General features: G+C 67.5%; 24 protein-coding genes and 1 pseudogene. 17 read left to right on the top strand and 8 right to left on the bottom strand.

Going from position 1 to position 25,556, the window contains the following annotated elements; translation table 11 throughout:
• Nucleotides 1–60: 60 nt before the first annotated feature.
• Nucleotides 61–909: an oxidoreductase gene (locus tag AUL34_RS12870; RefSeq protein ID WP_061934416.1), complete on the top strand. Its 849-nt coding sequence runs from the start codon at nucleotides 61–63 to the stop codon at nucleotides 907–909.
• Nucleotides 910–1,158: 249 nt separating this feature from the next.
• Here AUL34_RS12870 and AUL34_RS22845 read toward each other — a convergent pair.
• A pseudogene (locus tag AUL34_RS22845) lies at nucleotides 1,159–1,500 on the bottom strand (cell wall hydrolase); the annotation flags it as partial.
• Nucleotides 1,501–1,729: 229 nt separating this feature from the next.
• Nucleotides 1,730–2,707, bottom strand: coding sequence for a malate dehydrogenase (locus AUL34_RS12860; protein ID WP_061934414.1), 978 nt, complete (start codon nucleotides 2,705–2,707; stop codon nucleotides 1,730–1,732).
• A gap of 500 nt (nucleotides 2,708–3,207) precedes the next feature.
• Between AUL34_RS12860 and AUL34_RS12850 the strand changes: the two genes are divergently transcribed.
• The 4 genes from AUL34_RS12850 (at nucleotide 3,208) to AUL34_RS12835 (ending at nucleotide 7,498) form a co-directional block, all read left to right on the top strand.
• Nucleotides 3,208–4,251 carry a substrate-binding domain-containing protein gene (locus AUL34_RS12850; protein ID WP_061934410.1) on the top strand — a complete coding sequence of 348 codons (1,044 nt, stop codon included), beginning with the start codon at nucleotides 3,208–3,210 and terminating at the stop codon, nucleotides 4,249–4,251.
• 110 nt (nucleotides 4,252–4,361) lie between these two features.
• On the top strand, nucleotides 4,362–5,411 hold the full coding sequence (locus AUL34_RS12845; protein ID WP_061934408.1) for an ABC transporter permease: 1,050 nt from the start codon (nucleotides 4,362–4,364) through the stop codon (nucleotides 5,409–5,411).
• 43 nt (nucleotides 5,412–5,454) lie between these two features.
• Nucleotides 5,455–6,462 (top strand): hypothetical protein, encoded by a 1,008-nt coding sequence (locus tag AUL34_RS12840; protein ID WP_202814952.1) that lies wholly within the window; start codon nucleotides 5,455–5,457, stop codon nucleotides 6,460–6,462.
• Between the two features lie 4 nt (nucleotides 6,463–6,466).
• Nucleotides 6,467–7,498, top strand: a complete 1,032-nt coding sequence (locus AUL34_RS12835) for a carbohydrate kinase family protein (protein ID WP_061934406.1) — start codon at nucleotides 6,467–6,469, stop codon at nucleotides 7,496–7,498.
• Nucleotides 7,499–7,516: 18 nt separating this feature from the next.
• On the opposite strand, the gene AUL34_RS12830 is transcribed toward AUL34_RS12835, so the two are convergent.
• The 3 genes from AUL34_RS12830 to AUL34_RS12820 form a co-directional block, all read right to left on the bottom strand.
• Nucleotides 7,517–9,271: an ABC transporter ATP-binding protein gene (locus AUL34_RS12830; RefSeq protein ID WP_061934404.1), complete on the bottom strand. Its 1,755-nt coding sequence runs from the start codon at nucleotides 9,269–9,271 to the stop codon at nucleotides 7,517–7,519.
• A gap of 125 nt (nucleotides 9,272–9,396) precedes the next feature.
• On the bottom strand, nucleotides 9,397–9,843 hold the full coding sequence (locus AUL34_RS12825) for an RbsD/FucU family protein (protein ID WP_061934402.1): 447 nt from the start codon (nucleotides 9,841–9,843) through the stop codon (nucleotides 9,397–9,399).
• A 10-nt stretch (nucleotides 9,844–9,853) separates the two neighbouring features.
• The gene (locus tag AUL34_RS12820; protein WP_061934400.1) at nucleotides 9,854–10,879 is read right to left on the bottom strand and encodes a hydroxyacid dehydrogenase; all 1,026 of its coding nucleotides are present in this window, start codon (nucleotides 10,877–10,879) and stop codon (nucleotides 9,854–9,856) included.
• A gap of 169 nt (nucleotides 10,880–11,048) precedes the next feature.
• On the opposite strand from AUL34_RS12820, the gene AUL34_RS12815 reads away from it, so the two are divergent.
• The 6 genes from AUL34_RS12815 to AUL34_RS12790 all read left to right on the top strand — a co-directional run bounded on the left by AUL34_RS12815 (nucleotide 11,049) and on the right by AUL34_RS12790 (nucleotide 17,061).
• Nucleotides 11,049–12,089: an Ldh family oxidoreductase gene (locus AUL34_RS12815; protein WP_061934398.1), complete on the top strand. Its 1,041-nt coding sequence runs from the start codon at nucleotides 11,049–11,051 to the stop codon at nucleotides 12,087–12,089.
• Nucleotides 12,090–12,181: 92 nt separating this feature from the next.
• Nucleotides 12,182–12,970, top strand: a complete 789-nt coding sequence (locus tag AUL34_RS12810) for a FadR/GntR family transcriptional regulator (protein WP_061934396.1) — start codon at nucleotides 12,182–12,184, stop codon at nucleotides 12,968–12,970.
• Nucleotides 12,967–13,941 carry a sialic acid TRAP transporter substrate-binding protein SiaP gene (locus tag AUL34_RS12805; RefSeq protein ID WP_061934394.1) on the top strand — a complete coding sequence of 325 codons (975 nt, stop codon included), beginning with the start codon at nucleotides 12,967–12,969 and terminating at the stop codon, nucleotides 13,939–13,941. Before AUL34_RS12810 ends, AUL34_RS12805 begins: the two co-directional genes overlap by 4 nt.
• Before the next feature lie 106 nt (nucleotides 13,942–14,047).
• Nucleotides 14,048–14,620 (top strand): TRAP transporter small permease, encoded by a 573-nt coding sequence (locus AUL34_RS12800; RefSeq protein ID WP_061934392.1) that lies wholly within the window; start codon nucleotides 14,048–14,050, stop codon nucleotides 14,618–14,620.
• Between the two features lie 3 nt (nucleotides 14,621–14,623).
• Nucleotides 14,624–16,030 carry a TRAP transporter large permease gene (locus AUL34_RS12795; RefSeq protein ID WP_061934390.1) on the top strand — a complete coding sequence of 469 codons (1,407 nt, stop codon included), beginning with the start codon at nucleotides 14,624–14,626 and terminating at the stop codon, nucleotides 16,028–16,030.
• Entirely contained in the window at nucleotides 16,027–17,061 is a 1,035-nt protein-coding gene (locus AUL34_RS12790; RefSeq protein WP_061934388.1) for an L-idonate 5-dehydrogenase, read from the top strand. Before AUL34_RS12795 ends, AUL34_RS12790 begins: the two co-directional genes overlap by 4 nt.
• Before the next feature lie 27 nt (nucleotides 17,062–17,088).
• Here AUL34_RS12790 and AUL34_RS12785 read toward each other — a convergent pair whose 3' ends face one another.
• Nucleotides 17,089–18,225, bottom strand: coding sequence for a siderophore-interacting protein (locus AUL34_RS12785; protein ID WP_061934386.1), 1,137 nt, complete (start codon nucleotides 18,223–18,225; stop codon nucleotides 17,089–17,091).
• 186 nt (nucleotides 18,226–18,411) lie between these two features.
• Between AUL34_RS12785 and AUL34_RS12780 the strand changes: the two genes are divergently transcribed.
• From AUL34_RS12780 to AUL34_RS12770, 3 genes are read left to right on the top strand one after another with little or no spacing between them, the layout of a single operon-like run.
• Complete coding sequence (locus tag AUL34_RS12780) at nucleotides 18,412–19,917, top strand: ABC transporter substrate-binding protein (protein WP_061934384.1); 1,506 nt, start codon at nucleotides 18,412–18,414, stop codon at nucleotides 19,915–19,917.
• A 14-nt stretch (nucleotides 19,918–19,931) separates the two neighbouring features.
• On the top strand, nucleotides 19,932–20,879 hold the full coding sequence (locus AUL34_RS12775) for an ABC transporter permease (protein WP_061934382.1): 948 nt from the start codon (nucleotides 19,932–19,934) through the stop codon (nucleotides 20,877–20,879).
• Nucleotides 20,876–21,697 (top strand): ABC transporter permease, encoded by an 822-nt coding sequence (locus tag AUL34_RS12770; RefSeq protein ID WP_244492551.1) that lies wholly within the window; start codon nucleotides 20,876–20,878, stop codon nucleotides 21,695–21,697. Before AUL34_RS12775 ends, AUL34_RS12770 begins: the two co-directional genes overlap by 4 nt.
• A gap of 59 nt (nucleotides 21,698–21,756) precedes the next feature.
• Here AUL34_RS12770 and AUL34_RS12765 read toward each other — a convergent pair whose 3' ends face one another.
• Nucleotides 21,757–22,458: an endonuclease/exonuclease/phosphatase family protein gene (locus tag AUL34_RS12765; protein ID WP_061934378.1), complete on the bottom strand. Its 702-nt coding sequence runs from the start codon at nucleotides 22,456–22,458 to the stop codon at nucleotides 21,757–21,759.
• Nucleotides 22,436–22,999, bottom strand: a complete 564-nt coding sequence (locus tag AUL34_RS12760; protein ID WP_061934376.1) for a sugar transferase — start codon at nucleotides 22,997–22,999, stop codon at nucleotides 22,436–22,438. The genes AUL34_RS12765 and AUL34_RS12760 overlap by 23 nt, the downstream gene beginning before the upstream one ends.
• A gap of 52 nt (nucleotides 23,000–23,051) precedes the next feature.
• Here AUL34_RS12760 and AUL34_RS12755 point away from each other — a divergent pair, with 52 nt between their 5' ends.
• The 3 genes from AUL34_RS12755 to hemA all read left to right on the top strand — a co-directional run bounded on the left by AUL34_RS12755 (nucleotide 23,052) and on the right by hemA (nucleotide 25,523).
• Entirely contained in the window at nucleotides 23,052–23,984 is a 933-nt protein-coding gene (locus AUL34_RS12755; RefSeq protein WP_061934374.1) for an NAD-dependent epimerase/dehydratase family protein, read from the top strand.
• A 9-nt stretch (nucleotides 23,985–23,993) separates the two neighbouring features.
• Complete coding sequence (locus AUL34_RS22590) at nucleotides 23,994–24,170, top strand: hypothetical protein (protein ID WP_192845746.1); 177 nt, start codon at nucleotides 23,994–23,996, stop codon at nucleotides 24,168–24,170.
• A 75-nt stretch (nucleotides 24,171–24,245) separates the two neighbouring features.
• Nucleotides 24,246–25,523, top strand: a complete 1,278-nt coding sequence (gene hemA, locus AUL34_RS12750) for a 5-aminolevulinate synthase (RefSeq protein ID WP_061934494.1) — start codon at nucleotides 24,246–24,248, stop codon at nucleotides 25,521–25,523.
• The last annotated feature ends 33 nt before the right edge of the window (nucleotides 25,524–25,556 follow it).

The following is a 25,556-nucleotide window of genomic DNA, read 5'->3' as shown; positions in this document are numbered from 1 at the left end:
CTCCCAGATACCGGGCTCAGTCGACGAAGATCCATCCCTCACCGATCGAAAGCCGAGCCCATGTCCTCCATCGAAACGCCCGTTTGGTTCATCACCGGCTGCTCCACCGGCTTCGGCCACGAACTCGCCAAGCTGGTGATCGGCCGCGGATGGCGGGTCGTCGCCACGGCGCGCGACAAGGAGCGGCTGTCGAGCCTGACGGCGCTGGCCGGCGACAACGTCCTCCCCCTTTCGCTCGACGTGACGGACCGGGTGGCGATCGACGCGGCGGTGAAGGCCGCAGAAGAGCGGTTCGGACGCATCGACGTCCTCGTCAACAATGCCGGCTACGGCTACCAGGCCTCGATCGAGGAGGGCGACGACGCCGAGATCCGCGAGCAGTTCGACGCCAACGTCTTCGGCCTCTTCGCGATGACGCGCGCCGTGCTGCCCATCATGCGGCGACAGCGCTCGGGCCATATCCTCAATCTCACGAGCCAGGCCGGCTTCATCGGCTTCGCGGGGTCCGGCTACTACGCCGCGACCAAGCATGCGGTGGAGGGCTTCTCCGACGCCTTGGCGGCGGAGGTCGCAGCCTTCGGCGTGCAGGTGACCTGCGTCGCGCCCGGCCCCTTCCGGACGGACTGGGCCGGCCGTTCTTTGCGCCAGACGCCGAACCAGATCGCGGAATACGCCGAAACGGCCGGCGCGCGTCTGAAGATGACGGCCGATATCAGCGGCAAGCAGGCCGGCGATCCCGTGCGAGCCGGCGAGGCCATGATCCGCGTGACCGAGATGACGAAGGCCCCGCGCCATCTGGTGCTCGGCAAGGTGGCCTACGAGGGTATCACCGCGAAGCTCAAGCAGCGTCTCGCCGAGATCGAAGGCCTGAAGGCGGAAAGCCTGTCGGCCGACTTCCCCGACGCCTGAGCGAGCTCAGCCGCCGTTCTCGCGGATCAGGTCCTCGATGCTCATCGTCTCCAGCGCCGGCTGCGCGCTGGTGGCGGTGGTCGCCATCCGGCGGGCGATGCGGCTTTCGCGGACCGGCGCGCGCATCCCGGCCGGGGCCGGTGCCTGGGCAGCGGCCATGGCGCGTTCGCGCGGGGTGAACGGCAGTCGCCCCGCCTTCGCCGCCTCCATCCGCTCGGCCACCATGGATTGCGTCGACGTCGCGTTCTTGCGCTTCTCGTAGAACGAGTTGCCGCCCTGGATCGTCACGTAATGCATGTTCGAATAGGGGTATGAGTAGCCCGCGGTGTGGAAGAACATGGCCTTCTGCACGTCGGAATGACGGGCGCCACGAAGCACCTGCCGGGCCGTCTTGGTCGCGAGGTCCCTGCCCTTGCCCATGGGCTTCGACAGGACGCCGGGCGCGAACTGGTTCTTCTGGCCGACGACACCGCAGACGGATTTCGGGTATTTGCCCGACTCCAGCCGGTTCATCACAACGGTACCGACCGCGAGCATGCCCGCCTCGGACGAGCGGTTCGACTCGAAATACATGGCGCGCGCCAGGCACTCCTCGGCGCCCATGCGTGGCTCCATCCGCGCGCAGCCGCCCGCGACGCTCAAACCCGCGGCGGCCATGATGAGTGTTAGGCTTCGGCTCCGAGACATCCTGCGGCCCGTTTGCAACGTCGGGTGAATTTCGCGCCGGAAGCTTAAGGACCGGTTGATCCTTTCGGATGCGAAAGGGCCGCCCCGCCGAGACAGCGGGACGGCCCTTTCGAACGGCGTCAGTACGCTGGGATCAAAGAAGCGCCGAGACGGCTTCGCGTTCTTCGGAAAGCTCGGCGACCGTGCGGTCCAGCATCTGGCGCTGGAACTCGCCGAGTTCGAGACCGGTGACGCGCTTGTAGGAACCGCCCTCGCAGATCACCGGCACACCGGCCATCAGGCCCTCCGGGATGCCGTAGGAGCCGTCCGAGGAGACGCCCATCGACACCCAGTCGCCGTCCGAGCCCTGGATCCAGTCGCGCATGTGGTCGATCGCAGCATTCGCGGCCGAGGCGGCCGAGGATGCGCCACGCGCCTCGATGATCGCCGTGCCGCGCTTGGCGACGGTCGGGATCAGCGTCTCCTTGTACCACGCCTCGTCGCCGATCACCTCGGAGAGCTTGCGCCCGTCCGCCGTGGCGTTGGTCCAGTCGGCGAACATCGTCGGCGAATGGTTGCCCCAGACCACGAACTTCTTGATCGCGTCGACCGAGACGCCCGCCTTCTGGGCGAACTGCGTGAGGGCGCGGTTGTGGTCGAGCCGGAGCATCGCGGTGATGTTCTCGGTCGGGAAGTCCTTGGCGTTGGCGGCCAGGATCATGGCGTTGGTGTTGGCCGGGTTGCCGACCACGATCACCTTGGCGTCGCGCTTGGCGCCCTCGTTCAGGGCCTCACCCTGGACGCGGAAGATCTCGGCGTTGGCATTGAGCAGATCGCGGCGTTCCATGCCCTGCGTGCGCGGGCGCGAGCCGACGAAGAAGCCTGCGTCGATGTCGCGGAAGGCAGCCTTCGGATCGTCCGTGATCACGACGTCCTGCAGCAGCGGGAAGGCGCAATCCTCCAATTCCATCACGACGCCCTTCACGGCCTTCTGCGCCTGGGGCAGATCGAGAAGCTGAAGGGAGACCGGCGTGTCCTTGCCGTAGACGTCGCCGTTGGCGATGCGGAACAGCAGGGAGTAGCAGATCTGACCGGCCGCGCCGGTGACGGCGATGCGTTTGGGCTGCGTCATGGATGAACCTTTCGTACCTGTCGGTCGAGCGAGGATGCGGCCCTGCCCTACCGCGACTTGGGTTAGCAATCCACGACGAAGTTTGCGGAAAAATCGATGTTTGCGGCTCGAGGGTGGGCCTAATGCCGTCACACTCCGCGCCCGGACACCTTGCATGATCGGTTTCGACATGTTTTGCGCAGATGCGATGACGCCCGCCGACCAATCGCATCGGTTCGTATGCCGACCATATCGATTGAACCCGTAAACCTTCCAACCGCGCGCAAAAAGTTCTGAACCTGAGCAGATGGCGATTGTGTTTTCAGCCGATCGCGATTTTACTTCGATCCTGGGAGGCGTGCCGGGCGGAAAGGCGCGCGGGCATGGCGGCGGCGAGCCGTCTGCCGTGAAATCGCGGCACCGTCGGCCAGTCGGTTCCGAGACGAATGTCGGGCGCGAATCGCCGGGCAAGGGAGCGGGCACGCCCGAAGAGGCGTCCCATGAACCACAAGGGAGGAAGCATGACGTCGCGCAGCACCATCCACCGCCTCACCGGCCTCATCGCCGGCACGGCCTTGGCCACCTGCCTCATCGCGGCGGCGCCCGCCCGTGCCCAGGAGGACATCCTGGTCGGGCTCGTCGTGAAGACCGAGGCCAACCCGTTCTTCGCCAAGATGCGCGAGGGCGCCAGCCAGAAGGCGGCCGAACTGGGCGTGAAGTTCCAGGGCTTCGCCGGCAAGTACGACGGTGACCACGACAGTCAGGTCACCGCCGTCGAGAACCTCATCTCCGCCGGAGCGAGCGGCATCCTCATCACCGCGAGCGACCCCAAGGCGATCGCCCCTGTGCTCGACCAGGCGCGCCAGGCCGGCATCCTCGTGATCGCGCTCGACACGCCGCTCGACCCCGCCGACGCCGCCGACCAGACCTTCGCCACGGACAACGTGAAGGCGGGCGAGCTGATCGGTCAGTGGGCCGCCAAGACGGTCGCCGATCCGAAGACCGCCAAGGTCGGGTTCCTTGACGCCATCGAGACGCAACCGACGGTCGACGTGCAACGCGACCAGGGCTTCATGAAGGGCTTCGGCATCGATCCGAAGGACATGAGCCGCTATCTCGACGAGGACGACGCGCGCATCGTCGGCCACCAGTGGGGCGCGGGATCGGAGGAAGGCGGCCGCACCGGAGCCGAACTGCTTCTCCAGAAGGACCCCGATCTCAACGTCTTCTACACGATCAACGAGCCGACCGCCGCAGGCGCGTACGAGGCGCTGAAGGCCGCCGGCAAGGAAGGCTCGGTCGTCATGACCTCGGTGGACGGCGGCTGCCCGGGCGTCGAGAACGTGAAGGCCGGCGTGATCGGCGCGACCGCCATGCAGTACCCGTTGCTGATGGCCTCGAAGGGCGTCGAGGCGATCGTGAACTTCAAGAAGACGGGCGAGAAGCCGGCGGCGACGCAGGGGCTCGACTTCTTCGATACGGGCGTGACCCTCGTCACCGACAAGCCGGTGGACGGGGTGGAGTCCATCACCTCCGCCGAAGCCCTCAAGAAGTGCTGGGGCTGATCCCCTCGTCCTGACGATGCGCGCGCCGGCTCCGGCGCCGCAACCGCGGTCGGTGCGAAAACCCCTTTCGCACCGACCGTTTCGACAGGCGCAGAGAAAGGTGTGGGACCATGGCCAGCATCGAACCGGCAGCAAACAACGCGGACGCCGTCGCCCATTTCGCCGAAGAGCGCCGGTCGCCGCTGCGGCGCCTGCAGCATCTCCTGCACCAGTATCCGACGATCGTGCCCTTCGTGGTCCTGGTCGCGGGGCTCCTGGTCTTCAGCGCGATCGTCGGCTCGCGCTTCTTCCAGCCGTTCAACCTGTCGCTGATCATGCAACAGGTGACGATCATCGCCGTCATCGGCATCGCGCAGACGCTGGTGATCCTGACGGCCGGCATCGATCTGTCCGTCGGCGCGATCATGATCCTGGCGACCGTCGTGATGGGCCGCCTCGCCGTGATGATGGGCGTCCCGGCCGAACTGGCCTTCTGCATCGGTCTCGGCGTCGGCTTCGCCTGCGGCTTCGTGAACGGGCTCCTGATCACCTACGTCAAGCTGCCCCCCTTCATCGTGACGCTCGGATCCTGGAGCATCTTCGGCGCGATCTTCCTCTGGTACAGCGGGTCGCAGACGATCCGCGCCCAGGAAGTCGCGGCGGAAGCGCCGTTCCTCCAGCTGACCGCCACCGCCATCCAGGGCGGCGGCGCGCGCCTCACCTTCGGCACGGTGTTCACGCTCATCGTCGCCGCGGTCGTCTGGTACATCCTGAACCGCACCGCCTTCGGCCGCCACGTCTACGCCACCGGGGACGACCCGGAGGCGGCGCGCCTGTCGGGCATCGACACGCGGCGCGTGCTGCTGGCGGTCTACTCCCTGTCCGGCGTCATCTGCGCGCTGGGCGCCTGGGTGCTGATCGGGCGCGTCGGCGCGATCAGCCCGACGTCCGGCGGCACGGCCAACCTCGATTCCATCACCGCGGTCGTGATCGGCGGCACCTCGCTCTTCGGCGGGCGCGGCTCGATCGTCGGCACCCTCATCGGGGCCCTGATCGTCGGCGTCTTCCGCAACGGGCTCGCCCTCTCCGGCCTCGACGCCCTCTGGCAAGAATTCGCCGTCGGCGTCCTCATCATCGTGGCCGTCGGCCTCGACCAGTGGATCCGCAAGGTCTCGGCCTGATCCCCCTCCACCACGTTACCCGCATTCCTCGGAGCGCATACCCATGACCACAACCGCCAAGACCATGGACCTCAAGCTCGCCCGCATCCGGCGCGGCGAATACACGCCGAAGGACTTCATCATCGCGGACGCCAAGGACGGCGACATGGCGCTCGGCGTCGGCGTGTCCGGCCCCGAGCACGACGCCGAGGGGAAGCCGACGGGCCGCATGCGCCCGCTCAAGGTCTATCGCGACGCGATGGAGGAGATGGTCCAGTCCGGCCTCGTCGACATCATGCTGACGTCGCTTTCGTCCGCCGAGCACCTTCAGTCGCGCGGCGCCTATGCCCATTCCGATGTGACGCCCGCCGTGCGCCTCAACGACGGCAGCGACATCTGGCACTGGCGCGGCGCGAACTACAAGCACCTGCCGACCGTGCCCTTCCGCACAGCGCGCCTCGACCGGGTGAAGCCGGTTTCGGACCTCGGCCTCTACGCCGTGACCTTCTTCAACGAGCTCGACCAGGACCTGCGTACGATCGAGGCCTATGCGAAGTTTCGCGACGAGGCGTCGGCGTCCGGGGTGCGCCACTTCCTCGAGGTGTTCAATCCGCAGTTCGAGGTGAAGGCGCCGGGCTCGGACTTCTACACCTACAACAACGATTTCATCGCCAAGATCCTCGCCGGGGTGTCGAAGCACGACCGGCCGGAGTTCCTGAAGGTCGTCTACAACGGCCCGAAGGCGACCGAGGAGCTGGCGTCCTTCGACCCCGGCAACCTCATCGTCGGCATCCTGGGCGGCGCTTCGTCGACCAACCGCGACACGCTGGAAATGGTGAAGCAGGCCGAGAATTACGGCGCGCGCGTCGCCCTGTTCGGCCGCAAGATCTTCTTTGCCGAGGACTCAAAGGCCATCGTGCGCGCCATGCGCTCGGTGATCGAGGACGACGTTTCCTCAGAGGAGGCGACCAAGGCCTACCACGATCATCTCCAGAAGAACGGCATCCGCCCGAAGAAGGCGCTGGCCGAGGATCTCGAGATCACCGATCCGTCGCTGAAAATGGGAGCCTGACCCCATGGCGGCAGCGCAGCGGCGCGGCTTTCTCACCGGGGGAACCTGGTGCGCCGACCACAACAAGCTCCTCGACCGCTGGCCGGTCGAGGAAACCGTCACGCGCATCCTCGAGGAAAGTGTCGAGGGCGGCGGATCGGCCTGCAACTTCGGCATCGACATCCGCCGGCTCGACCCGTCGATGCCGGTGGCCACCATCGGCTGCGTCGGCGACGACGAGGACGGACGCATCCTCCTTCGCTATGCCGACGAGAACGGCATCGAGCGCAGCGGCATGCGCGTGATCAAGGGTGGGCGCACCAACTACACCGACGCCTACAGCGCGCGCGACACCGGCAAGCGCACGCATATCTTCCACCAGGGCACGAGCGCCCTCCTCTCGCCCGACCATTTCGACTTCGGAAGCACCACCGCGCGCATCTTCCATCTCGGCCTGCCGGGCATCCACGACGTGATGGACAATGCCTGGAAGGGCGAGGTGAACGGCTGGGTTGCGACGCTGAAGGCAGCGCGCACGGCAGGGCTGGAGACGAATTTCGAGCTCCTGCAGATCGCGCCCGAGCGCCTGCGCGAACTCGCCGAGCCCTGCCTGCCCCATCTCGATACGCTGGTCATCAACGACTACGAGATCGGCGCGATCACCGGCACGCAGACGACCCGGGACGGCCAGACCGACATCGCGGCCTGCGAGGCGGCCGGCCGTCGCATCATGGAAGCGAGCGCCATCAAGGTCCTTGCCATCCACTTCCCGCGCGCGGCGGTCGCCTTTACGCGCAACGGCACGGTGCATCGCCATCCCTCGGTCAACGTACCGCAGTCCGAGGTTCGCGGGGCGAACGGTGCCGGCGACGCCTTTGCCGCCGGCTTCATGTACGGCCATCACGAAGATCAGCCGGTCGGCGATTGCCTCAAGCTCGCCCATGCCAGCGCGGCCGCATCGCTGCGCAGCGTCGGCACGACGGGCAGCGTCGAGACAGCAGCGAACTGCCTCGCACTCGCCGAGCGCTGGGGCTGGCGCGAGATGCCGACGGCGTGAGGAAGCGACGCCCGGCGGCTATTCCGCCGCCGGGCGTGCCACGCTGTCCTCGCCAAGGTGCAGGCGATCCTGCGCCTGCGTCAATCGGAGATAGGCCCCGCCCTGCGCCATCAGTTCCGCATGGGTGCCGAGTTCGGCGATATGACCGTCCACGACCACCGCGATACGGTCGGCGTGGCGGATCGTCGAGAGACGGTGAGCGATCACCAGCGTCGTGCGACCCCGGGCGAGATCGGCAAGCGAGGCCTGGATGGCGCGCTCGGTCTCGGTGTCGAGAGCGGAGGTCGCCTCGTCGAGAATCAGCACTTCCGGGTTCTTCAGGAACATGCGCGCGATCGACAGGCGCTGCTTCTGACCGCCGGACAGCTTGACGCCGCGCTCGCCCACCACGGTATCCAGCCCGTCCGGCAAGGCCGCGACGGTTTGCGCGAGGTGAGCACGCTCGATCGCTTGCGCGATCTCGGCCTCGGAGGCGCCCAGACGGCCATAAGCGACGTTGTCGCGCACCGTGCCGCCGAACAGGAACACGTCCTGCTGCACGATGCCGATGTGCCGGCGAAGCGACGCGAGCGTCAGGGAACGGATGTCCTGCCCGTCGATCAGGATCGCGCCGCCGTCGACGTCGTAGAAGCGCGGCACCAGCGAGCAGATCGTCGTCTTGCCGGCCCCGGAAGGTCCGACGAAGGCCACGGTCTCGCCCGGTCGGATGTCGAGGTCGATCCCTTTCAGAACGGGTCGCGAATCCTTGTAGGCGAAATGGACGTCGCGGAAGGCGATCGCGCCTCGGGCGCCGCGAAGTTCGACCGCATCCGGCGCGTCGGCGATCTCAGGCTCCGTGTCCAGGAACTCGGTGTAGCGCCGAAAGCCCGCGATGCCCTTCGGATAGGTTTCGAGCACCGCGGCGATCTTCTCGACCGGACGGAAGAACACGCCGACCAGAAGCAGGAACCCGACGAAGCCTCCGTAGCTGAGTTCACCGGCCATCACGTACCAGGTGCCGGCCAGCATCACGATCACCTGCGTCAGGCGCATGGTCAGGTAGTTGAGCGACTGGCTGACAGCCATGATGCGGTAGGCGTCGAGCTTGCGGGAGCGATAGCTCGTGTTGTTGTGCGCGAAGAGGGCCCGCTCGTGCTCCTCGTTGGCGAAGCTCTTCACCACGCGGATACCGCCGACATTCTCTTCGATACGGGCGTTGAAGTCCCCGATCGAACCGTAGATCGCCTGCCATGTGGCGGTCATCCGAGCGCCGTAGCGCGTCGTCACCCAGGAGCCGACCGGCACCACCACGGCGGTGATGACAGCCAGCTCGACATGCACCGACAGCATCAGAAGGAAGGCGCCGATGAAGGTCATCACGGCGATGAAGAGGTCTTCCGGCCCGTGATGAGCAACCTCGCCGATCTCTTCCAGATCCTTGGTCAGCCGACCGACGAGGTGGCCGGTCTTCTGGTTGTCGAAGAAGCCGAAGGAGAGCGTCTGAAGATGCTCGAAGGCCTTGCGGCGCATCTCGGTCTCAATGTTGATGCCGAGCATATGGCCCCAATAGGTGACCACCGCCATCAGGCCCGTATTGAGGACGTAGATGCCCAGCAACCCCGCCGACGCCAGGACGATCATGCCCCAGTTGCCGCTCGGCAGGAGGTCGTCCACGAAGAGCTTCACCGCGATCGGGAAGCCGAGTTCGAGAAGTCCAGCCACCACGGCGCAGGAGAAATCCAGCAGGAACAGCCCGCGCCAAGGAGCGTAGTAGGAAAGGAAACGCGCGAGCATGGCAGCCTCTCGGACCGGGCACGGGCGAACACGCCCGCCTTCCCGGTCTCCGTATCATGGGCTCGTTCCGGCCCTCGCGCGTCGTGTAGGAAACCTGATTGTGCCCGTCAAATTTCCTTCCGCGATCAATCGAAGATGACGCCCTTCTTGAAGATGAAGCAGCCGTGCGGCCGGGCCTCGCTGGTGCGCACCACGGCATAGGCCGACTTCGCCGCGTCGTAGAAGGCGAAGCGCTCGACGCGCTCGATGGTGATCGCCTTGCCCTCGGCCGCATTCACGACCTCCTGCATCTCGCGATGCACGTCGGGGGTGGCGTCGGGATCGCCGACGACGGCCATCAGGCGGACCGGTGCGTCCACGTACGAATCGAGCGGCAGCAGCGACAGGATCGCCTTTGCGGCCTCGGTCGTGCCGACACCGGAAAGCTGGACGCAGGTGCCGGTCACCGTCTCGGCGGCGGTGGATTCCGCGGGATAGTTGCGATCGACCAGCACGAGGTCGTCGCCATGCCCCATCTCGGCGAGGATGGTGAGGAGGTCGGCCGTCACGATCGGTGGGATGTTCTTCAGCATGGAACGGTTCTCAGCTTTTGGAGACGGGTTTGGAGCGCATGCGGCGGACGGTCTCGCGCTCGGCGCGGCGGGCGCGAACCGGGGGCAGCCCCCTGTCCATCAGCGCGAGATCGTCGAGGAGGATGTCGCCCATGCGCTGGAACACGACATCGAGGGCGCCGGCGCGATGCGCCGAAAGCAGAAGGTTGGGTGTGGAGCGAACGGGATCGTCCGTTGTGGGCGGCTCTTCGGGAAAGACGTCGGTCGCCACCTTGATGCGCCCGCTCCGCGCCGCCTCGCGCATCGCATCGAAATCGACGATCCCCGCACGACTCAGCAGCACGAACGCGGCACCGGGCTTCATGGCGGCGAACGCGGAAGCGTCGAAGAGATGCTGGTTGTCGCCCGTCACGGAGGCGGTGACGAACACGGTGTCGCAGTTCGCGAGAACGTCCTCCAGCGGCGCCGCCGCGGCGCCGTGGTCGGCGATGACGGAGGCGGGCAGCCAGGGATCGTAGACATGCACATCGGCTCGGAAGCCGAGGAGCAGCCGATGAAGGGCACGGCCGAGGTCCCCGAAGCCGACGATGCCGATCTTCGAACCGGACAGGAGCCGTGCGGACCCGTTGCCGTCGAGGCCCCAGACCTCGGCCCCTCGCCGGAAGGCGGCGTCGCTTTCCGCGATCTGCCGGTGCAGCGACAGCGCCATGCCGAGGCCCATTTCCGCCACCGGCTCGGCGAAGACCGAACTCGTGATCAGAACGTGGATGCCCCGCTCGAAGCAGGCCTGATAGGGCATGTTGTCGGTGAAGTTGCCCTCGACGTTCACGATGGCCCGGAGCCCCGACATCGCCGCCAGCAGCGAGTCCGAGATGTCGGGCTGGCCGACGAGGTAGCGCGCCCGCGCCAACGAATCGGCCGGCAGGGCGTCGATCTCGCCGGCCGTCGTTTCCACCAACTCGTAGCGCTCGCGGAACCGGACCAGCGCATCGGGCGTGAAGATCATGTCCAGGTCGCGCGGATGCGGCGCGACGATCACCAAGGGTCGTTCGCTCATTCGTCCTCCCCGGAGGCTCAGCGACGGGGTCTGCCTCCGATCTCTGCGATAGCGGTGATCGACGCCGATCTCAAACGGCTTCTCCCGTCGTCCCCACGATCAGAGCGTTTGCGCCGCGCGGCCTGATCGCGCTACGCGGATGCATTCGGCACGAGTGGAGGAAACGGACATGACGAGCGCGATCTTGGTCGACGCGGCGCAACTGAAGCTCAGCGTCCGGGCGGCGCTCGAAGGGGCGGGAGCCTCCAGCGAAGCCGTCGACGCCACCACGCGGGCGTTGATGCATGCCTCGCGCGTCGGCGTCGACAGCCACGGGGTGCGGCTCGTTCCCCACTACTGCAAGGTCATCGCCGGCGGACGCGTCAATCCGCGCCCCAACGTCTCGGTCAGGCGCACCGCGGCCGGAACCGGGACCGTGGACGGCGACGACGGTCTCGGCCATCTCACGAGTTATCGCGCCGCGGCGTTCGCGGTCGAGATCGCCCGGGAAAGCGGCATCGGTGCGGTGGGCGCCGTGCGCTCGTCCCATCTCGGAGCCGCCGGCGCCTATGCGCTGGCCATCGCCGAGGCCGGCATGATCGGCTTTGCCACCACCAACACCGATTCGGTGGTGGGTCTCTTCGACGGAACGCAGGCCTTCCACGGCACCAACCCGCTTGCCTTCGCAGCGCCGGTAGAGGGACAGAAGCCGTGGCTCCTCGACATGGCGACCTCCTCGATCCCGATGAACCGGGTGCTCCTCTATCGTTCGCTCGGGCAGATGCTGCCGGCCGGCGTCGCGGCCGACACGCAGGGTCTGGCCACGCGCGACCCGCAAGAGGCCGACATGCTGCTGCCGCTCGGCGGCGAAGGCTATGGCTTCAAGGGCGCCGCGCTGGCCGGCGTCGCCACGCTGTTCACGGGCATCCTCAACGGCACCACGCTCGACCACGAATTCATCCCGATGGTCGGCGACGTCGACTACAGCACCCCTCGCAACATGGGACACTTCTTCCTCGCGCTCGATCCCGAACGCTTCGCCGGGGCGGCACTCTTCGCCGACGGCATGCGGCGTTATCTCGAAGCGCTGCGGGCCGTTCCGCCAGTGGAGGGCGGTAAGGTCATGGCGCCCGGCGATCGCGAGTGGGACGTGGAAGCGCGGCGGACGGCGGAAGGCATTCCGGTGGATCCGGATACGGCGCGGTTCCTGGGTCTGGACAAGCCTCGGTAACGCCGGCTTGACGAAAGCGACACAGCCGGACAGTATCTGGCCAATTGGTCAGATCAATTGGCCAACGCGCGGCTTGGGAGGGCTGTTGCGGCATGCCCCTCGAGGCCATCGAACCCCGCCGGCTCTATCGCCAGGTCGCCGACCAGCTCCGCCTTCTTATCGAGTCGGGCGAGTACGGGGTCGGCGACCGGCTTCCGACTGAGCGCGAACTCGCCGAGCGTCTCGGCATCTCGCGCCCGACGGTGCGCGAAGCGTTGATCGCGCTGGAGGTCGAAGGCCGCATCCGCATTCGTGTCGGCTCGGGCATCTACGTCACGGCGCCGCCGGCGGACGAGCCGGTCGGCGGCGAGATCGAGGGCCCCTTCGAACTGCTGCGCGCGCGCGAGTTGATCGAGAGCGCGCTCGTGCGCGAGGCGACCGTGAAGGCGACGCCGACGGACGTCGCGGCGCTCGATGCCATTCTCTCGCGCATGGAAAGCGGCAACCATCCCTCGCCCGAGACCATCGCACTGGACCGCGAGTTTCACGTCGCCGTTGCGGGGATTCTCGGCAATGCGGTGGTCACGCGCTTCGTGGGCGAACTCTTCGATCAGCGCATGACACCCTATTTCGCGCGTCTCTCGGAATATTTCGAGACTGGGCAGACCTGGCTCGTGGCTCATGCCGAGCACCGGACGGTGCGCGACGCCATCGCCGCTGGAGATCCGGCAGCCGCCGAGGCCGCCATGCGCCAGCACCTGCGCCAGTCGCAGCTTCGCTTTCAACACAGTTTCGGCGAGGACGCCGGCATGGGCAAGGCCGGCGGGAGGATGCCGGACGCGCCCCCAACGCGGCGCAAGGCGAAGGCCGGCGCGGGTATCAACGGGAGGAACGAAACATGATGACGAAGACGACATGGGCGCTCGGCGCCCTGGCCTTTGCCACCCTCATGTCGGGCTCTGCGCTCGCGCAGACCAAGCTCACCTGGGGCCACGTCTACGAGGTGACGGAACCCTTCCACACCGAGTCCGTCTGGGCGGCCGAAGAGATCAAGAAGCGCACGGACGGCCGCTACGAGATCAGCGTCTTCCCGGCCTCGCAGCTCGGCAAGGAAGCCGATCTCAACCAGGGCCTGACCCTCGGCACCGTGGACATGATCATCTCCGGTTCGAGCTTCGCCTCGCGCGAGTTCACGCCGATCGGGGTGACCTACTACCCCTACATCTTCCGCAATCCCGAGCACCTGCTCGCCTACACCAAGAGCGACATCTTCCGCGAACTCGCGGCGGGCTACGAGGAAGAGTCCGGCCATCACATCACGGCCGTGACCTACTACGGAACGCGCCACACCACGGCGAACAAGGACATCAAGACCTGCGCCGACCTCGCCGGCGTGAAGATGCGCGTGCCGGACGTGCCGGCCTATCTCGCCATGCCGCGCGCCTGCGGCGCCAACACAGCGCCGATCGCCTTCGCCGAGGTCTATCTGGCGCTTCAGAACGGCACGGTGGAGGCGCAGGAAAATCCGCTCACCGCCATCGAGGCCAAGAAGTTCTACGAAGTGCAGAAGACGATCGCCCTCACCGGCCACATCGTCGACCACCTGAACACCGTGATCTCGCAGACCCGCTGGGCCTCGCTCTCCGACGAGGACAAGAAGATCTTCACCGAGGTGACGCTGGAGGCCGCCGAGCGCGCCACCAAGATCGTGCAGGAGCGCGAGGCGAAGCTCGTCCAGACCTTCAAGGACAAGGGCCTCAACGTCGTCGAGGTCGACAAGGCCGACTTCGAGAAGAACGTGAAGGAAAAGGCGCCGCTGGAGACCTACGGCTACCGCCAGGCCGACTACGACGCCATCCGCGCCGTCCAGTAACGCCCCTCCATGCCGCGTCCCGCGAGACCGGGGCGCGGCGCGGCCGCTTGCCATCCTTTCCGCGCCGAACGTCACGCGGGGCCCCGGCGCCCCGCAAGGAGCCGTCATGGCCACAGAACACCACACGCAGACCACGCCCGAAGAGATCGCGCACGCCTTCGAGGACTCAGGCCCGACCGCCGACCTCTCGCCCTATTCCTTCGAGGACTGGGTGACGCTCCTTGTCTTCTGGGGCATGGCGGTCTGCGTGTTCCTCCAGTTCTTCACGCGCTACGTCCTCAACAACAGCCTGGCGTGGACGGAGGAGATCGCGATCAACTGCCTCGTGGTGGTCGTGTTCCTGGGCTCCGTCGCCTGCGTGCGCATGTCGCGCCACATTCAGGTGGACGTGCTCTACCACTACCTCCCGGCTGGTATCGCGCGGCTCTTGTCCACCTTCGTGGACGTCCTGCGCATCGCCTTCTTCGCCTACGCCTCGTATCTCCTATGGCGCTACGTCAACGTGGTCTCGCGCGAGCGGATGGTCACGATCGACCTGCCGCGCTCGATCGTCTTCTACACCGTGTTCGCCGCCTTCGTGCTGATGCTCCTGCGCGCCGTCCAGGTCGCCTGGGGCAATTGGCGCCGCGGCTATTCCGTTCTCGAGCGCCCCGGCGCCTTCGACGGCCTGGGAGAGTAATCCATGCTGGTTCTGATCGGCGCCTTTCTCGTCCTCATGGTGGTCGGCGTGCCCGTCGCGATCTCCATGTTCGTCGCCTCGGGCCTCTATCTCCTGATCTACGGCGTCGCGCCCGACATCATCATCGCCCAGCGTATGATGGCCGGCGTCGAAAGCTTTCCGCTCCTCGCCGTGCCCTTCTTCATCCTGGCCGGCAACCTGATGAACGTTGCGGGCGTCACGGGCCGCATCTACGCCTTCGCCGTCGCCCTCGTCGGCTGGATGAAGGGGGGCCTCGCGCAGGTGAACATCATCGGCTCGGTGATCTTCTCCGGCATGTCTGGCACCGCGCTCGCGGACGCCGCCGGCATCGGCACGATCGAGATCAAGGCGATGAAGGACCACGGCTACCCCGTGGAGGCCGCGGTCGGCGTCACCGCCGCGTCCGCGACCCTCGGGCCGATTTTCCCGCCGTCCCTGCCCTTCGTGATCTATGGGATGATGGCCAACGTCTCGATCGGCGCGCTCTTCATGGCCGGCATCATCCCCGGCGTCGTGATGACGGTGCTGATGATGATCACCGTGGCGATCTTCGCCTATCGCAAGGGCTGGGGCTCCGACACGCCCTTCGAGATGCGCCGTCTCCTGTCGGCCTCGCTCGAGATCCTCGTCGTCGCGCTGTTTCCGATCTCGGTCTATGTGCTGGTCCACCTCGGCCTGTCCCTGAACCTGTCGGTGCTGATCGCGCTGGCCGCGCTCGTCGCGCTGGACTGGAAGTTCGACTTCTCCGCCGTGATGGCGCTGATGACGCCCGTGATTCTCATCGGCGGCATGACCATGGGCTGGTTCACCCCGACGGAAGCGGCCGTCGCGGCCGTGATCTGGTCGCTCTTTCTCGGCCTCGTGCGCTACCGCACCATGACGTTCCGTACCCTCGCGAAGGCAAGCTTCGACACGATCGAGACCACCGCGTCGGTGCTCTTCATCGTAACCGCGGCTTCCGTCTTCGCCTGGCTCCTGACGGTCAGCCAGGCCGCGCAGGCAATGTCGGACCTGATCCTCTCGATCACCGACAACCCGTGGGTCTTCCTGATCCTCGTCAACATCCTGCTCCTGATCGTCGGATGCTTCCTCGACACGATCGCGGCCATCACCATCGTCGTGCCGATCCTCCTGCCGATCGCGCTGCGCCTCGGCATCGACCCCGTGCATTTCGGCCTGATCCTCACGCTCAACCTGATGATCGGCCTGCTGCATCCGCCGCTCGGCATGGTGCTCTTCGTGCTGTCGCGGGTCGCGAAGCTGTCGGTGGAGCGAACGACGATGGCGATCCTGCCCTGGCTGGTGCCCTTGTTCCTGGCCCTGCTGGTCATCACCTTCTTCCCCATAGTAACGCTCTGGCTTCCGACGCAGATGGGACTGATCCAATGAACACCGCGCGCGCAGCGACGATCTTCAGCGCAGAGGACCTCCGGGTCGTGGACCGCGATCTCGGCGCGCTGGCGCCGGGGCTCGTGCGGATCCGCTTCGGAGCCGGCGGCATCTGCGGTTCGGACATGCACTACTTCCGCCACGGCAAGACCGGCGACTACGTCGTGCGCGAACCGCTGGTGCTGGGCCACGAAATTTCCGGCATCGTGGACGCGGTCGGCTCCGACGTCACGGGCCTCGAGCCCGGCACACGCGTCGCGGTCAACCCGTTCCGCCCCTGCGGCCAGTGCCCGCGCTGCCGCGAGGGCCGGGCAAACCTTTGCGAGAACGTGTTCTTCATGGGTTCGGCCTCGAAGAACCCGCACATGCAGGGCGGTTTCTCCTCCTATTTCGACACGACACCCGGCCAGTGCGTGCCGGTGCCCGACCACGTGGCGATCGAAGCGGCGGCGCTCGCCGAGCCGCTGGCTGTCTGCCTCCATGCCGTGAAGCGCGCGGGCGATCTGACGAGCAAGTCGGTCGCGGTGGTCGGCGCCGGGCCGATCGGTCTCTTCACGCTCCTCTCCGCCCAGTTGAAGGGCGCAGGCCGCACCACGGTCGTCGACATGGCCGCGGCTCCCCTCGCCTTCGCCAGCAAGCTCGGCGCGGACGAGGTCATCGATCTGTCGAAGGATGCGGACGGCTTCTCGAAGATCACGCCGCCCGACGTCGTGTTCGAGGTCTCGGGCACCCCGCAGGGCCTGTCCTCGGCCATCCAGAACGTGCGCCGCGGCGGCATCGTGGTGCAGGTCGGCAACCTGGCCGCCGGACCGCTGCCGATCCCGGCCAATTCGGTCATGTCGAAGGAGCTCGACCTGCGCGGCTCCTTCCGGTTCGACGTCGAGTTCGCGGAAGCCGTCGGCCTGATTTCGCAGGGCAAGGTGGACGTCCTCTCGATCGTCACCGCGCGCCGGCCGCTGACGGAGGCCCCGGACGCGTTCCGCCTCGCCCTCGACCGCAGCCAGAGCGTCAAGGTCGTGCTGACTGCTTGACGCTCTTCGGAGCGTGAGCCGACCGGCTCACGCCTCCTCGTCGGCGGACGGTGCGTCGTCCTGCCTCTTGCCGCGCCGCCAGTACGCGACGACCAGATGCCCGTTCTTCCTGAGCCCGAGGTCCTTGCGGCAGAAGCGGCGGATCGCCTTGAAGGCCTCGAACTCGCAGCCTGCCCATACGAAGGGCGGCGGGCTTCCCGGCGCCACCGACGCGCGCGCCGCGTCCTCCAGAAGCGTGGTGGTGCCGGCCGGCGCTCCGTTGCGATGGAGCCATCGCACCTGCATCCCCACGGGATGGCGCAGCGATTGCTCCTCGTCTTCCCCGTCCACCTCGATGAAGGCATGGCCCTTCGCGTCGTCGGGGAGTTCTGCGAGCGTGCGGGCGATCGCCGGCAGGGCGGTTTCATCACCGAGCAGAAGGTAGCGCTCCGCCTTTCCGACCTCGCCCCCACCGGGTCCGAGCATGCCGACCGGATCGCCGGGCCGGGTCTCCCGGCACCAGCGACAGCCGGCGCCTGGCGGATCATGCAGCACCACGTCGATGTCGACATGGCCCGCCTCGGCGTCGATGTTTCGGATCGTGTAGACGCGGGTGACGAGTTCGTCCTCGCCCTCCGGCCAGACCGGCAGAGCGGCGGGTCCGGAATGCGGCCAGACCGGCGTTCGCCCCTGCGGCGGGAAGAGAAGCCGGACATGCAGGCCACCGCTCGCGAAGCGGGCGAGATCGCTGCCCGCCAGCCGCACGCGGCGCATATGCGGCGTCAGCTGGATCGAGGACACCACGCGCATTTCGCGGAAATGCGCGAGTTCGCGCGTGTCCGCCCCGTCCCCCGACCAGACCAGCGGCGGGCAATCGTCGCCGAGGATATGCTGGAGGTAATAAGCGACGACGCCCTTGGCGACGCCATGCTGACCGGGCTCCCGACCCTCGACGACCACCGAGAGCGTCGGGCCGGAGAAGCGCAGGCGCATGTCGCAGTCGTATAGCATCAGACGCGTCTCGCCGTCGGGATCGACGGAATCAGCGGCATCCTCGTCGAGGTGTTCGAGGAGATGGCGCAGGAACTCCGCGCGGTCGGCGACGGGAGCGGACAGCCGCGAGACCAGCGGGCGCGTCGATCGCCCCGCGTCGGTCGACTGCGCGATCGGTTCGATCTGATCCATGCCGGCTCCTATCAAGATGCTCCGGCCTACGATTTGTGGAGAACTGAAGTCAAGTTTCTGCAGCGGCGCAGTCCGCATGTTTCTTCGCGGCGCACTCTCGACTTTCGCAAGGCCATATGGTGCCTATGGCCGCCCCGCCATGGGCTTCAACGGCGTCGAACCGCCGCACAGCGGAGATCAGCAGACATGACGATCCTCTCATTCCGCGCCCTGCGAATGACGGCCGCCGCGCTGGTGCTCCTCGCCGCAAGCGCGCCTGCCGGCGCCGCGCCCCGCGATACGATCACGATCAGCATCGGCGTCGAGCCGGCGGGGCTCGATCCGACGATCGCCGCGCCCGTCTTCATTGGCCAGGTGGTCTGGCAGAACCTGTTCGAGGGGCTGACGCGGATCGACGCCGAGGGCAAGGTCCTGCCGCAGCTGGCCAAGCAGTGGACCGTTTCCGAAGACGCGAAGACCATCACGTTTCAACTCCAGGAGAACGTGACCTTCCACAACGGCGCGGCCTTCGATTCGTCGACTGCCAAGTTCACGCTCGATCGGGCGCGGGGAGAGACGTCCACCAACCCGCAGAAGCAGTTCTTCCAGGTCATCGACAGCATCGAGACGCCCGATCCCGCGACGCTCGTGCTGCACCTGAAGGAGCCGTCCGGCAACCTGCTCTATTGGCTGGGGTGGCCGGCCTCCGTCATGGTGGAGCCTGGCTCAGCCGAGACCAACCGTTCCCAGCCCGTCGGCACCGGACCGTTTCGGTTCGCCGAATGGCGGCCGGGCGACAGGGTCCGCCTGGAGCGGGCCGAGAGCTATTGGGACGAGGCGAACAGGCCGGCGCTGCGGGAAGCCGAGTTCCGCTTCATCACCGACCCGCAGGCGCAGGCAACGGCGATCCGGTCCGGCGACGTCGACGCCATCGCCGAATTCGGCGCCCCCGAACTCTACAAGAGCTTCGAGGGCGATCCGCGGCTTGCCAGCGTCGTCGGCAATACCGAGCTCAAGGTCGTCGCCGGCATGAACCTGCGCCGCAAGCCCTTCGACGATCCGCGCGTGCGTCGCGCCCTGATGATGGCGGTCGACCGTGCCGGGCTGGTGGAAGCGGCGATGAGCGGCTACGGCCAGCCGATCGGCAGCCACTACACACCCAACGATCCCGGCTATCGCGACCTGACGGGCGTCGCACCCTACGATCCGGAAGCCGCCAAGGCCTTGCTCGCCGAGGCCGGTTATCCCGATGGGTTCAAGACGACGATCCGCACGCCGCAGATGGCCTACGCCACGCGCACGTCCGAGATCCTTCAGGCGTTCCTTGCCGAGATCGGGGTGACGCTGGAGATCGTGCCGACCGAGTTTCCCGCCGTCTGGGTCGACCAGGTGCTCAAGGGGCACGACTTCGACATGACGATCGTCGCCCATGCCGAACCGCTCGACATCGGCATCTATGCCCGGCCGGACTACTATTTCGGCTACCGCAGCGAAGCCTTCGACACGGAGAATCACGAGGCCGAACGCGCTGCCGATGAGGCGACGCGTCTCGAGCACTACGGACGCGCTCAGGAGATCCTCGCCGCGGATCTTCCTGCCCTCTACCTCTTCGTGATGCCCAAGCTCGGCCTCTGGGACAAGCGTCTCACCGGCCTCTGGGCGAACGAGCCGATCCCGTCCAACGATCTGACCGACGTCCGCTGGACCGAGTAAGTCGAACGATCGTCTTGGCGGCTCTCCTTTTCCGGCGGTCCTGCAGCCTCCTCGCCCTTCTGGTCGGCGTATCGCTTCTCGTCTTCGTGGTGTTCGACCTCCTGCCGGGCGATCCGGCTTCGGTGATGTTGGGGACCTCGGCGCGTCCCGATACGCTGGCCGCGCTACGTGCCGAACTCGGGCTCGACCAGCCGGTGATCCTTCGCTGGCTCGGATGGCTCGGTGCGGCGCTGACGGGAGACTTCGGGCGTTCGTTGACCTATGGGATGCCGGTCTCGGGCCTGATCGGCCAGCGGATCGCCGTGACGCTGCCGCTCGCCGTCCTGTCGCTCGGGCTCGCGCTGGCGCTCGGTCTTTCCGCCGGCTTCCTCGCCGCGCGCCGACCGGGCGGGTGGGCGGACCGATCGGCGACGGTCTTCGCGCAGGTCGGCATGGCGGTGCCGAACTTCTGGATCGGGCTCCTTCTGATCCTCGTCTTTTCCACCACGTTCGGCTGGATGCCGGGCGGCGGCTTCCCTGGCTGGACGTCGGGCGTCGGTGTGGCGCTTAAATCGCTCCTGCTTCCGGCCGTCGCGCTCGCCCTGCCGCAGGCTGCCGTTCTGTGCCGCGTGACCCGCGGCGCGCTTCTGGAGACGGCGAGCGAGGATTTCCTGCGCACCGCGCGCGCCAAGGGCCTTTCGGATACGGCCGCACTCCTGCGCCACGGCGCGCCGAACGCACTGCCCCCGATTCTCACGATCATCGGCTTCCAGTTCGCCTTCCTCGTCGCGGGCGCCGTCCTCGTCGAAAACGTCTTCGCCCTGCCCGGTCTCGGACAACTCGCCTACCAGGCGCTGGTGCAGCGCGATCTCGTGACCATGCAGGCCGTGGCGCTGCTGCTCGCGGCCAGCGTCCTTCTCGTGAACGCTTTCGTGGATCTCCTGCAACTTTGGATCGATCCGCGCACGAGGTCGCCGGCGTGAGGCGGGGTCGCGCCAACGCACGCCTTCTCGTCGGCGGCCTCATCGTTGCCGCGCTGACAGGGGCAGCGCTCGTCGCCCCCTGGTGGACCCCTTCCGCCAATCCGCTACGGCTGCGCCTCGCCGAGCGGCTCGAAGCGCCGCTGTCCGGCGGGCTCCTCGGCACCGACCAGCTCGGGCGGGACGTCCTGTCGCTTCTGATGCTCGGCGCCGGCAACAGCCTCGGCACCGCGCTGGTCGCCGTCGCGATCGGCACCGTTCTTGGTGGGTCGGTCGGGCTTCTGGCGGCGGAGGTCGGCGGGCGCATCGGCGAGGCCCTGATGCGCGCCGTCGATATCCTCTTCGCCTTCCCGCCTCTCCTGTCGGCGATGATGCTGGCGGCGGCCCTCGGGTCGGGCTTCTGGAGCGCCACGAGCGCGATCGCCCTCTTCACCCTGCCGGTCTTCGCGCGCGTGACGCGGGCCGCGACGGTGTCGGTCCTCGCGCGCGACTTCGTCACCGCCGCGCGCGCGCTCGGGCGAAGCGGGCCGGCGATCGCCCGGCAGCACGTCCTGCCCAACATCGCCGGCACGATCGCGATCCAGGTCTCCCTGCAATTGGGCCTCGCGATCCTGACCGAAGCGGGCCTTGGCTATCTCGGCCTCGGCCGGCCACCGCCCGCTCCCTCCTGGGGACGGATGCTGGCGGATGCGCAGACCTACATGGGCGCCGCCCCCTGGCTGGCGCTGGCGCCGGGCTGCGCGATCGCGCTCGCGGTTCTCGGCTTCAACCTCGTCGGAGACGGTCTTCGCGACCGGTTCGATCCGAAGACGCGGCGCTAGAGCATCTCCGGCGAAAACCGTGTCGGCTCTCGCATCCGGACCATGCGACAGGCAGGCAGCTAGAACACGATCTCGGCGACGAGCGGCAGATGGTCGGACGCTGCCGCCGCATCCGACCGCGCCCGGATGGTGCGGAGCGTCACGTCCGACGAGGCGTAGATCCGATCGAGGCAGGCGAAGGGTCGCCCGACGGGCCAGGTCGGCACGGGCGTGTGGACCGGGAGCGCCGACGCGAGCCGGCGATGCACGGGCCCCCCGCGCCACCATTCGTTGAAGTCGCCCAGCACGACCGTCGGCACGCCCGCCGTCCTGAGACCGACGACGGCAGCGGCCTGCCGAGGTCGGCAGCGGGGGTCGAGGCCGAAATGCGCCGCAACGATGCGCAGCGGTCCGAGCGGTGTCACGATCAACGCCTCGATCGCCCCGCGCGGCTCCATGCCCGGTCCCGGGAGCGGGTGGATTGCGGAGGTCTCGATCGGATGGCGGGACCAGAGAACGTGCCCGTATTCGCGTCCCGAAGGACCGAAGAGACGCGCCTCGACCAGATGGCCGCCGAGCGCGTCCCGCACCCTCTCGAATGCCTGTGGAAGGCGCCTGAGGTGCGTCCGCCCGTCCACTTCCTGAAGCGCGAGAATGTCCGCCGCCAGGCTGTCGATCACCCGGAAGCTGCGGTGGGGATCGGGCCGTCGCCCCTCGCCGACGAAGCCGTGGAGGTTCCATGTCGCGATCCGCAGACCGTCAGTTGCGCTCGGTTCCGACACGATCCCCTCGCCCTCTGCCCGTGACCGTCTGCAGAATCAGGAGCACGTCACCGAAGATGTTGCGCTTCGCCAGATACAAGGCATCGGCCTCTGCCAGTCGCTCCGGCTGCGACATGTCGATGTCCTGGACCTGCGCGAGCCCGGTGATGCCGGGGCGCAATGCGTAGACGCCGCGCGCGCGCCGCGCCTCGATCACCTCGCCCTGCACCGGCAGCGAGGGACGCGGGCCGACGAAGCTCATTTCGCCCTTGAAGACGTTCCACAGCTGGGGCAGCTCGTCCAGCTTCCACTTGCGCAGAAAGGTGCCCAGGCGCGTCACCGCCGACACCGGCGTCTCGTGCGAGGCCGCCGACACGGTGCCCTGTCGCATCGTCCGCAACTTGTAGCAGGTGAAGACGCGCTCGCCTCGCCCGACCCGCTCCTGTGCGAAAATTCCGGGTCCGGGACTGTCCCGACGCACCAGGGCGGCCAGGATCAGGATCACCGGACCGAACACGATAAGGCCTACACCGCTTGCCAGAATGTCGAACACACGCTTCATGAGTGGCGAGTGCCGCGAAAACGCGGACAGAGCAAGTGGGGGACGATCCGACGTGCGCATTCTCGTGACCGGTGCATCCGGTTTCATCGGCCGGCACCTCGTCGCCCATCTGACGGAACGTGGGGACGAGGTGACCGCCGTTTCGCGCGGTCGCGACGGCGCGCCGGACGATCTGCGGCAGGTCGACGACTGGGCGGGTTGGCCGCAACGCCTCGACGCGGTGATCCATCTGGCGGCGCTTAACCCCGCGCGCTCGGAAGCGGCCGCCCGGGACGACGCGGCCCTGATGGAGGCCAATGTCGCGGTGACCAAAACGCTCGCCGAGACCGCCGTCCGACGCGGCGTCGGGCGGTTCGTCTACGCCTCGACCAACCTCGTGCACCCGCTGACGTCCGAACCCTTCGACGAGAGCGCGCCCGAGCGACCGCAGAACGCCTATGCCTCGTCCAAGCTCGCCGGCGAGACCGCCGTATGGGGCGCGCTCGGTTCCGGTTCGACGGAAGGCGTCGTTCTCCGCCTGCCGCCGGTCTACGGACCGGGGGGACGGGGCGGCGTCGCCGCGCTTCTGCGCATCTCCAGCCTGCCGGTGCCGCTTCCGCTCGCGGCGCCCAGCGCCAGCCGCAGTCTCCTGTCCATCGCCAATGCGGTGGATGCGCTGACTGTCGCGGCAGCGGCCCCGGATGCGGCGGGCGGCACGTTCCTGATCTGCGACGGCGAGCCCTGGAGCCTCGGCGAGATGGTCGCCTTCTCGCGCCAGGAGATGGGCCGCTCGCCGCGCCTCTTCTCCCTGCCGACGCATACCCTTGCGAGGCTCGCGAGCCTTTTCGGACGCAAGAAGCAGTACGAGCACGTCTTCGGGTCGCTCGTGGTGGACGACAGGGCCTTTCGCACCGCCACCAACTGGCAACCGCCGGAGACCACCGAAGACGGGCTTCGCCGCATGTTGCGCGACCTGCACTTGAAGCGGCGGGGCAAGCGGCGCTAGAGCCCGACCATGACCCACGCCCCCATCGATCCCGCCAAGCAGAAGCGCCAGAAACGGCTGGAGGAAACGCTCCGCGAGAACCTGCGGCGGCGCAAGGAACAGGCCCGCGGCCGGGCCGACGCATCGCCTGACGACGCCTCGGACGCGACGCCGGAAACGGCCGACGACGACGCGGCCCAAGGGTGAGGCTTGGACATTCTGTCCGGGTGGACTTCACCGGGACCTGAAATTAGAACCCTTCTCACGAAGGAGTTCCGGATGATCGACTATCAAACCCACTTCGCATCCGCGATCGAGGCCCTCCACGCAGAACGCCGCTACCGGGTCTTCGCCGACCTGGAGCGCATCGTAGGCCGCTTCCCCGCCGCCATCTGGCGCCACGAGGGACAAGCGCGCGAAATCACCGTGTGGTGCTCGAACGACTATCTCGGCATGGGCCAGCACCCCGCCGTGGTCGATGCGATGACGCAGGCGGTTGCCTGCATGGGCTCGGGTGCGGGCGGCACGCGCAACATCTCGGGCACCAGCCATCCGCTGGTCGAACTCGAGGCGGAACTCGCCGACCTCCATGGCAAGGAAGCGGCGCTGGTCTTCACCTCCGGCTTCGTGTCCAACGACGCGTCGATCTCGACCATCGCCAAACTCCTGCCCGACTGCCTGATCCTGTCGGACGAGCTGAACCACGCCTCGATGATCGAGGGCGTGCGCCGCTCCGGCTGCCGCAAGCAGGTGTTTCGCCACAACGATCTCGTTCATCTCGAAGAACTTCTCAAGGCCGCCGATCCCGCGCGACCCAAGCTCATCGTCTTCGAGAGCGTCTACTCGATGGACGGCGACGTCGCGCCCATTGCCGCGATCTGCAATCTCGCCGAGCGCTACAACGCGATGACCTATATCGACGAGGTCCATGCGGTCGGCATGTACGGCCCGCGCGGCGGCGGCATCACCGATCGCGAGGGCGTCGCGCACCGGCTCGACGTGATCGAGGGTACCCTCGCGAAGGCATTCGGCGTCCTCGGCGGCTACATCGCCGGCAGCCGCGCCCTGGTGGACGCCGTTCGCTCCTACGCGCCGGGCTTCATCTTCACCACCGCTCTGCCTCCCGCGCTGGCCGCGGCGGCGGCCGCCTCGATCCGTCACCTCAAGCAGTCGGCCAGCGAGCGCGCGGGCCAGCAGCGGCAGGTCGCCGAGGTGAAACGCGAGTTGGCGGGCGCCGACCTGCCGGTCATGCCGTCCGACACGCATATCGTGCCCCTTCTGGTCGGCGATCCCGACCTGTGCAAGCAGGCCAGCGACCGCCTCCTCGATCGCCACGGCATCTACATCCAGCCGATCAACTACCCGACCGTGCCGCGCGGCACGGAGCGGCTGCGGATCACGCCGACCCCTCTGCATGACGACGTGCTCGTCGGGGCGTTGCGCGCGGCGCTGGTCGAGACGTGGACGGCGCTCGGCATCCCCTTCGCCTCGGAGCGACCAGCTGGCGAAGACCGCGAGGACCATGCGCCGGCCCTGGTTCTGGCGAAGGCCGGCGGCTGACAGCTGACGGCATGGCGTGAGCGCCCGCATCGC

The organism is Aureimonas sp. AU22, from assembly GCF_001463745.1.
Classification (GTDB): domain Bacteria; phylum Pseudomonadota; class Alphaproteobacteria; order Rhizobiales; family Rhizobiaceae; genus Aureimonas.
The sequence above is the reverse complement of the archived record's forward strand: the minus strand, read 5'-3'. Positions and strand labels throughout refer to the sequence as shown.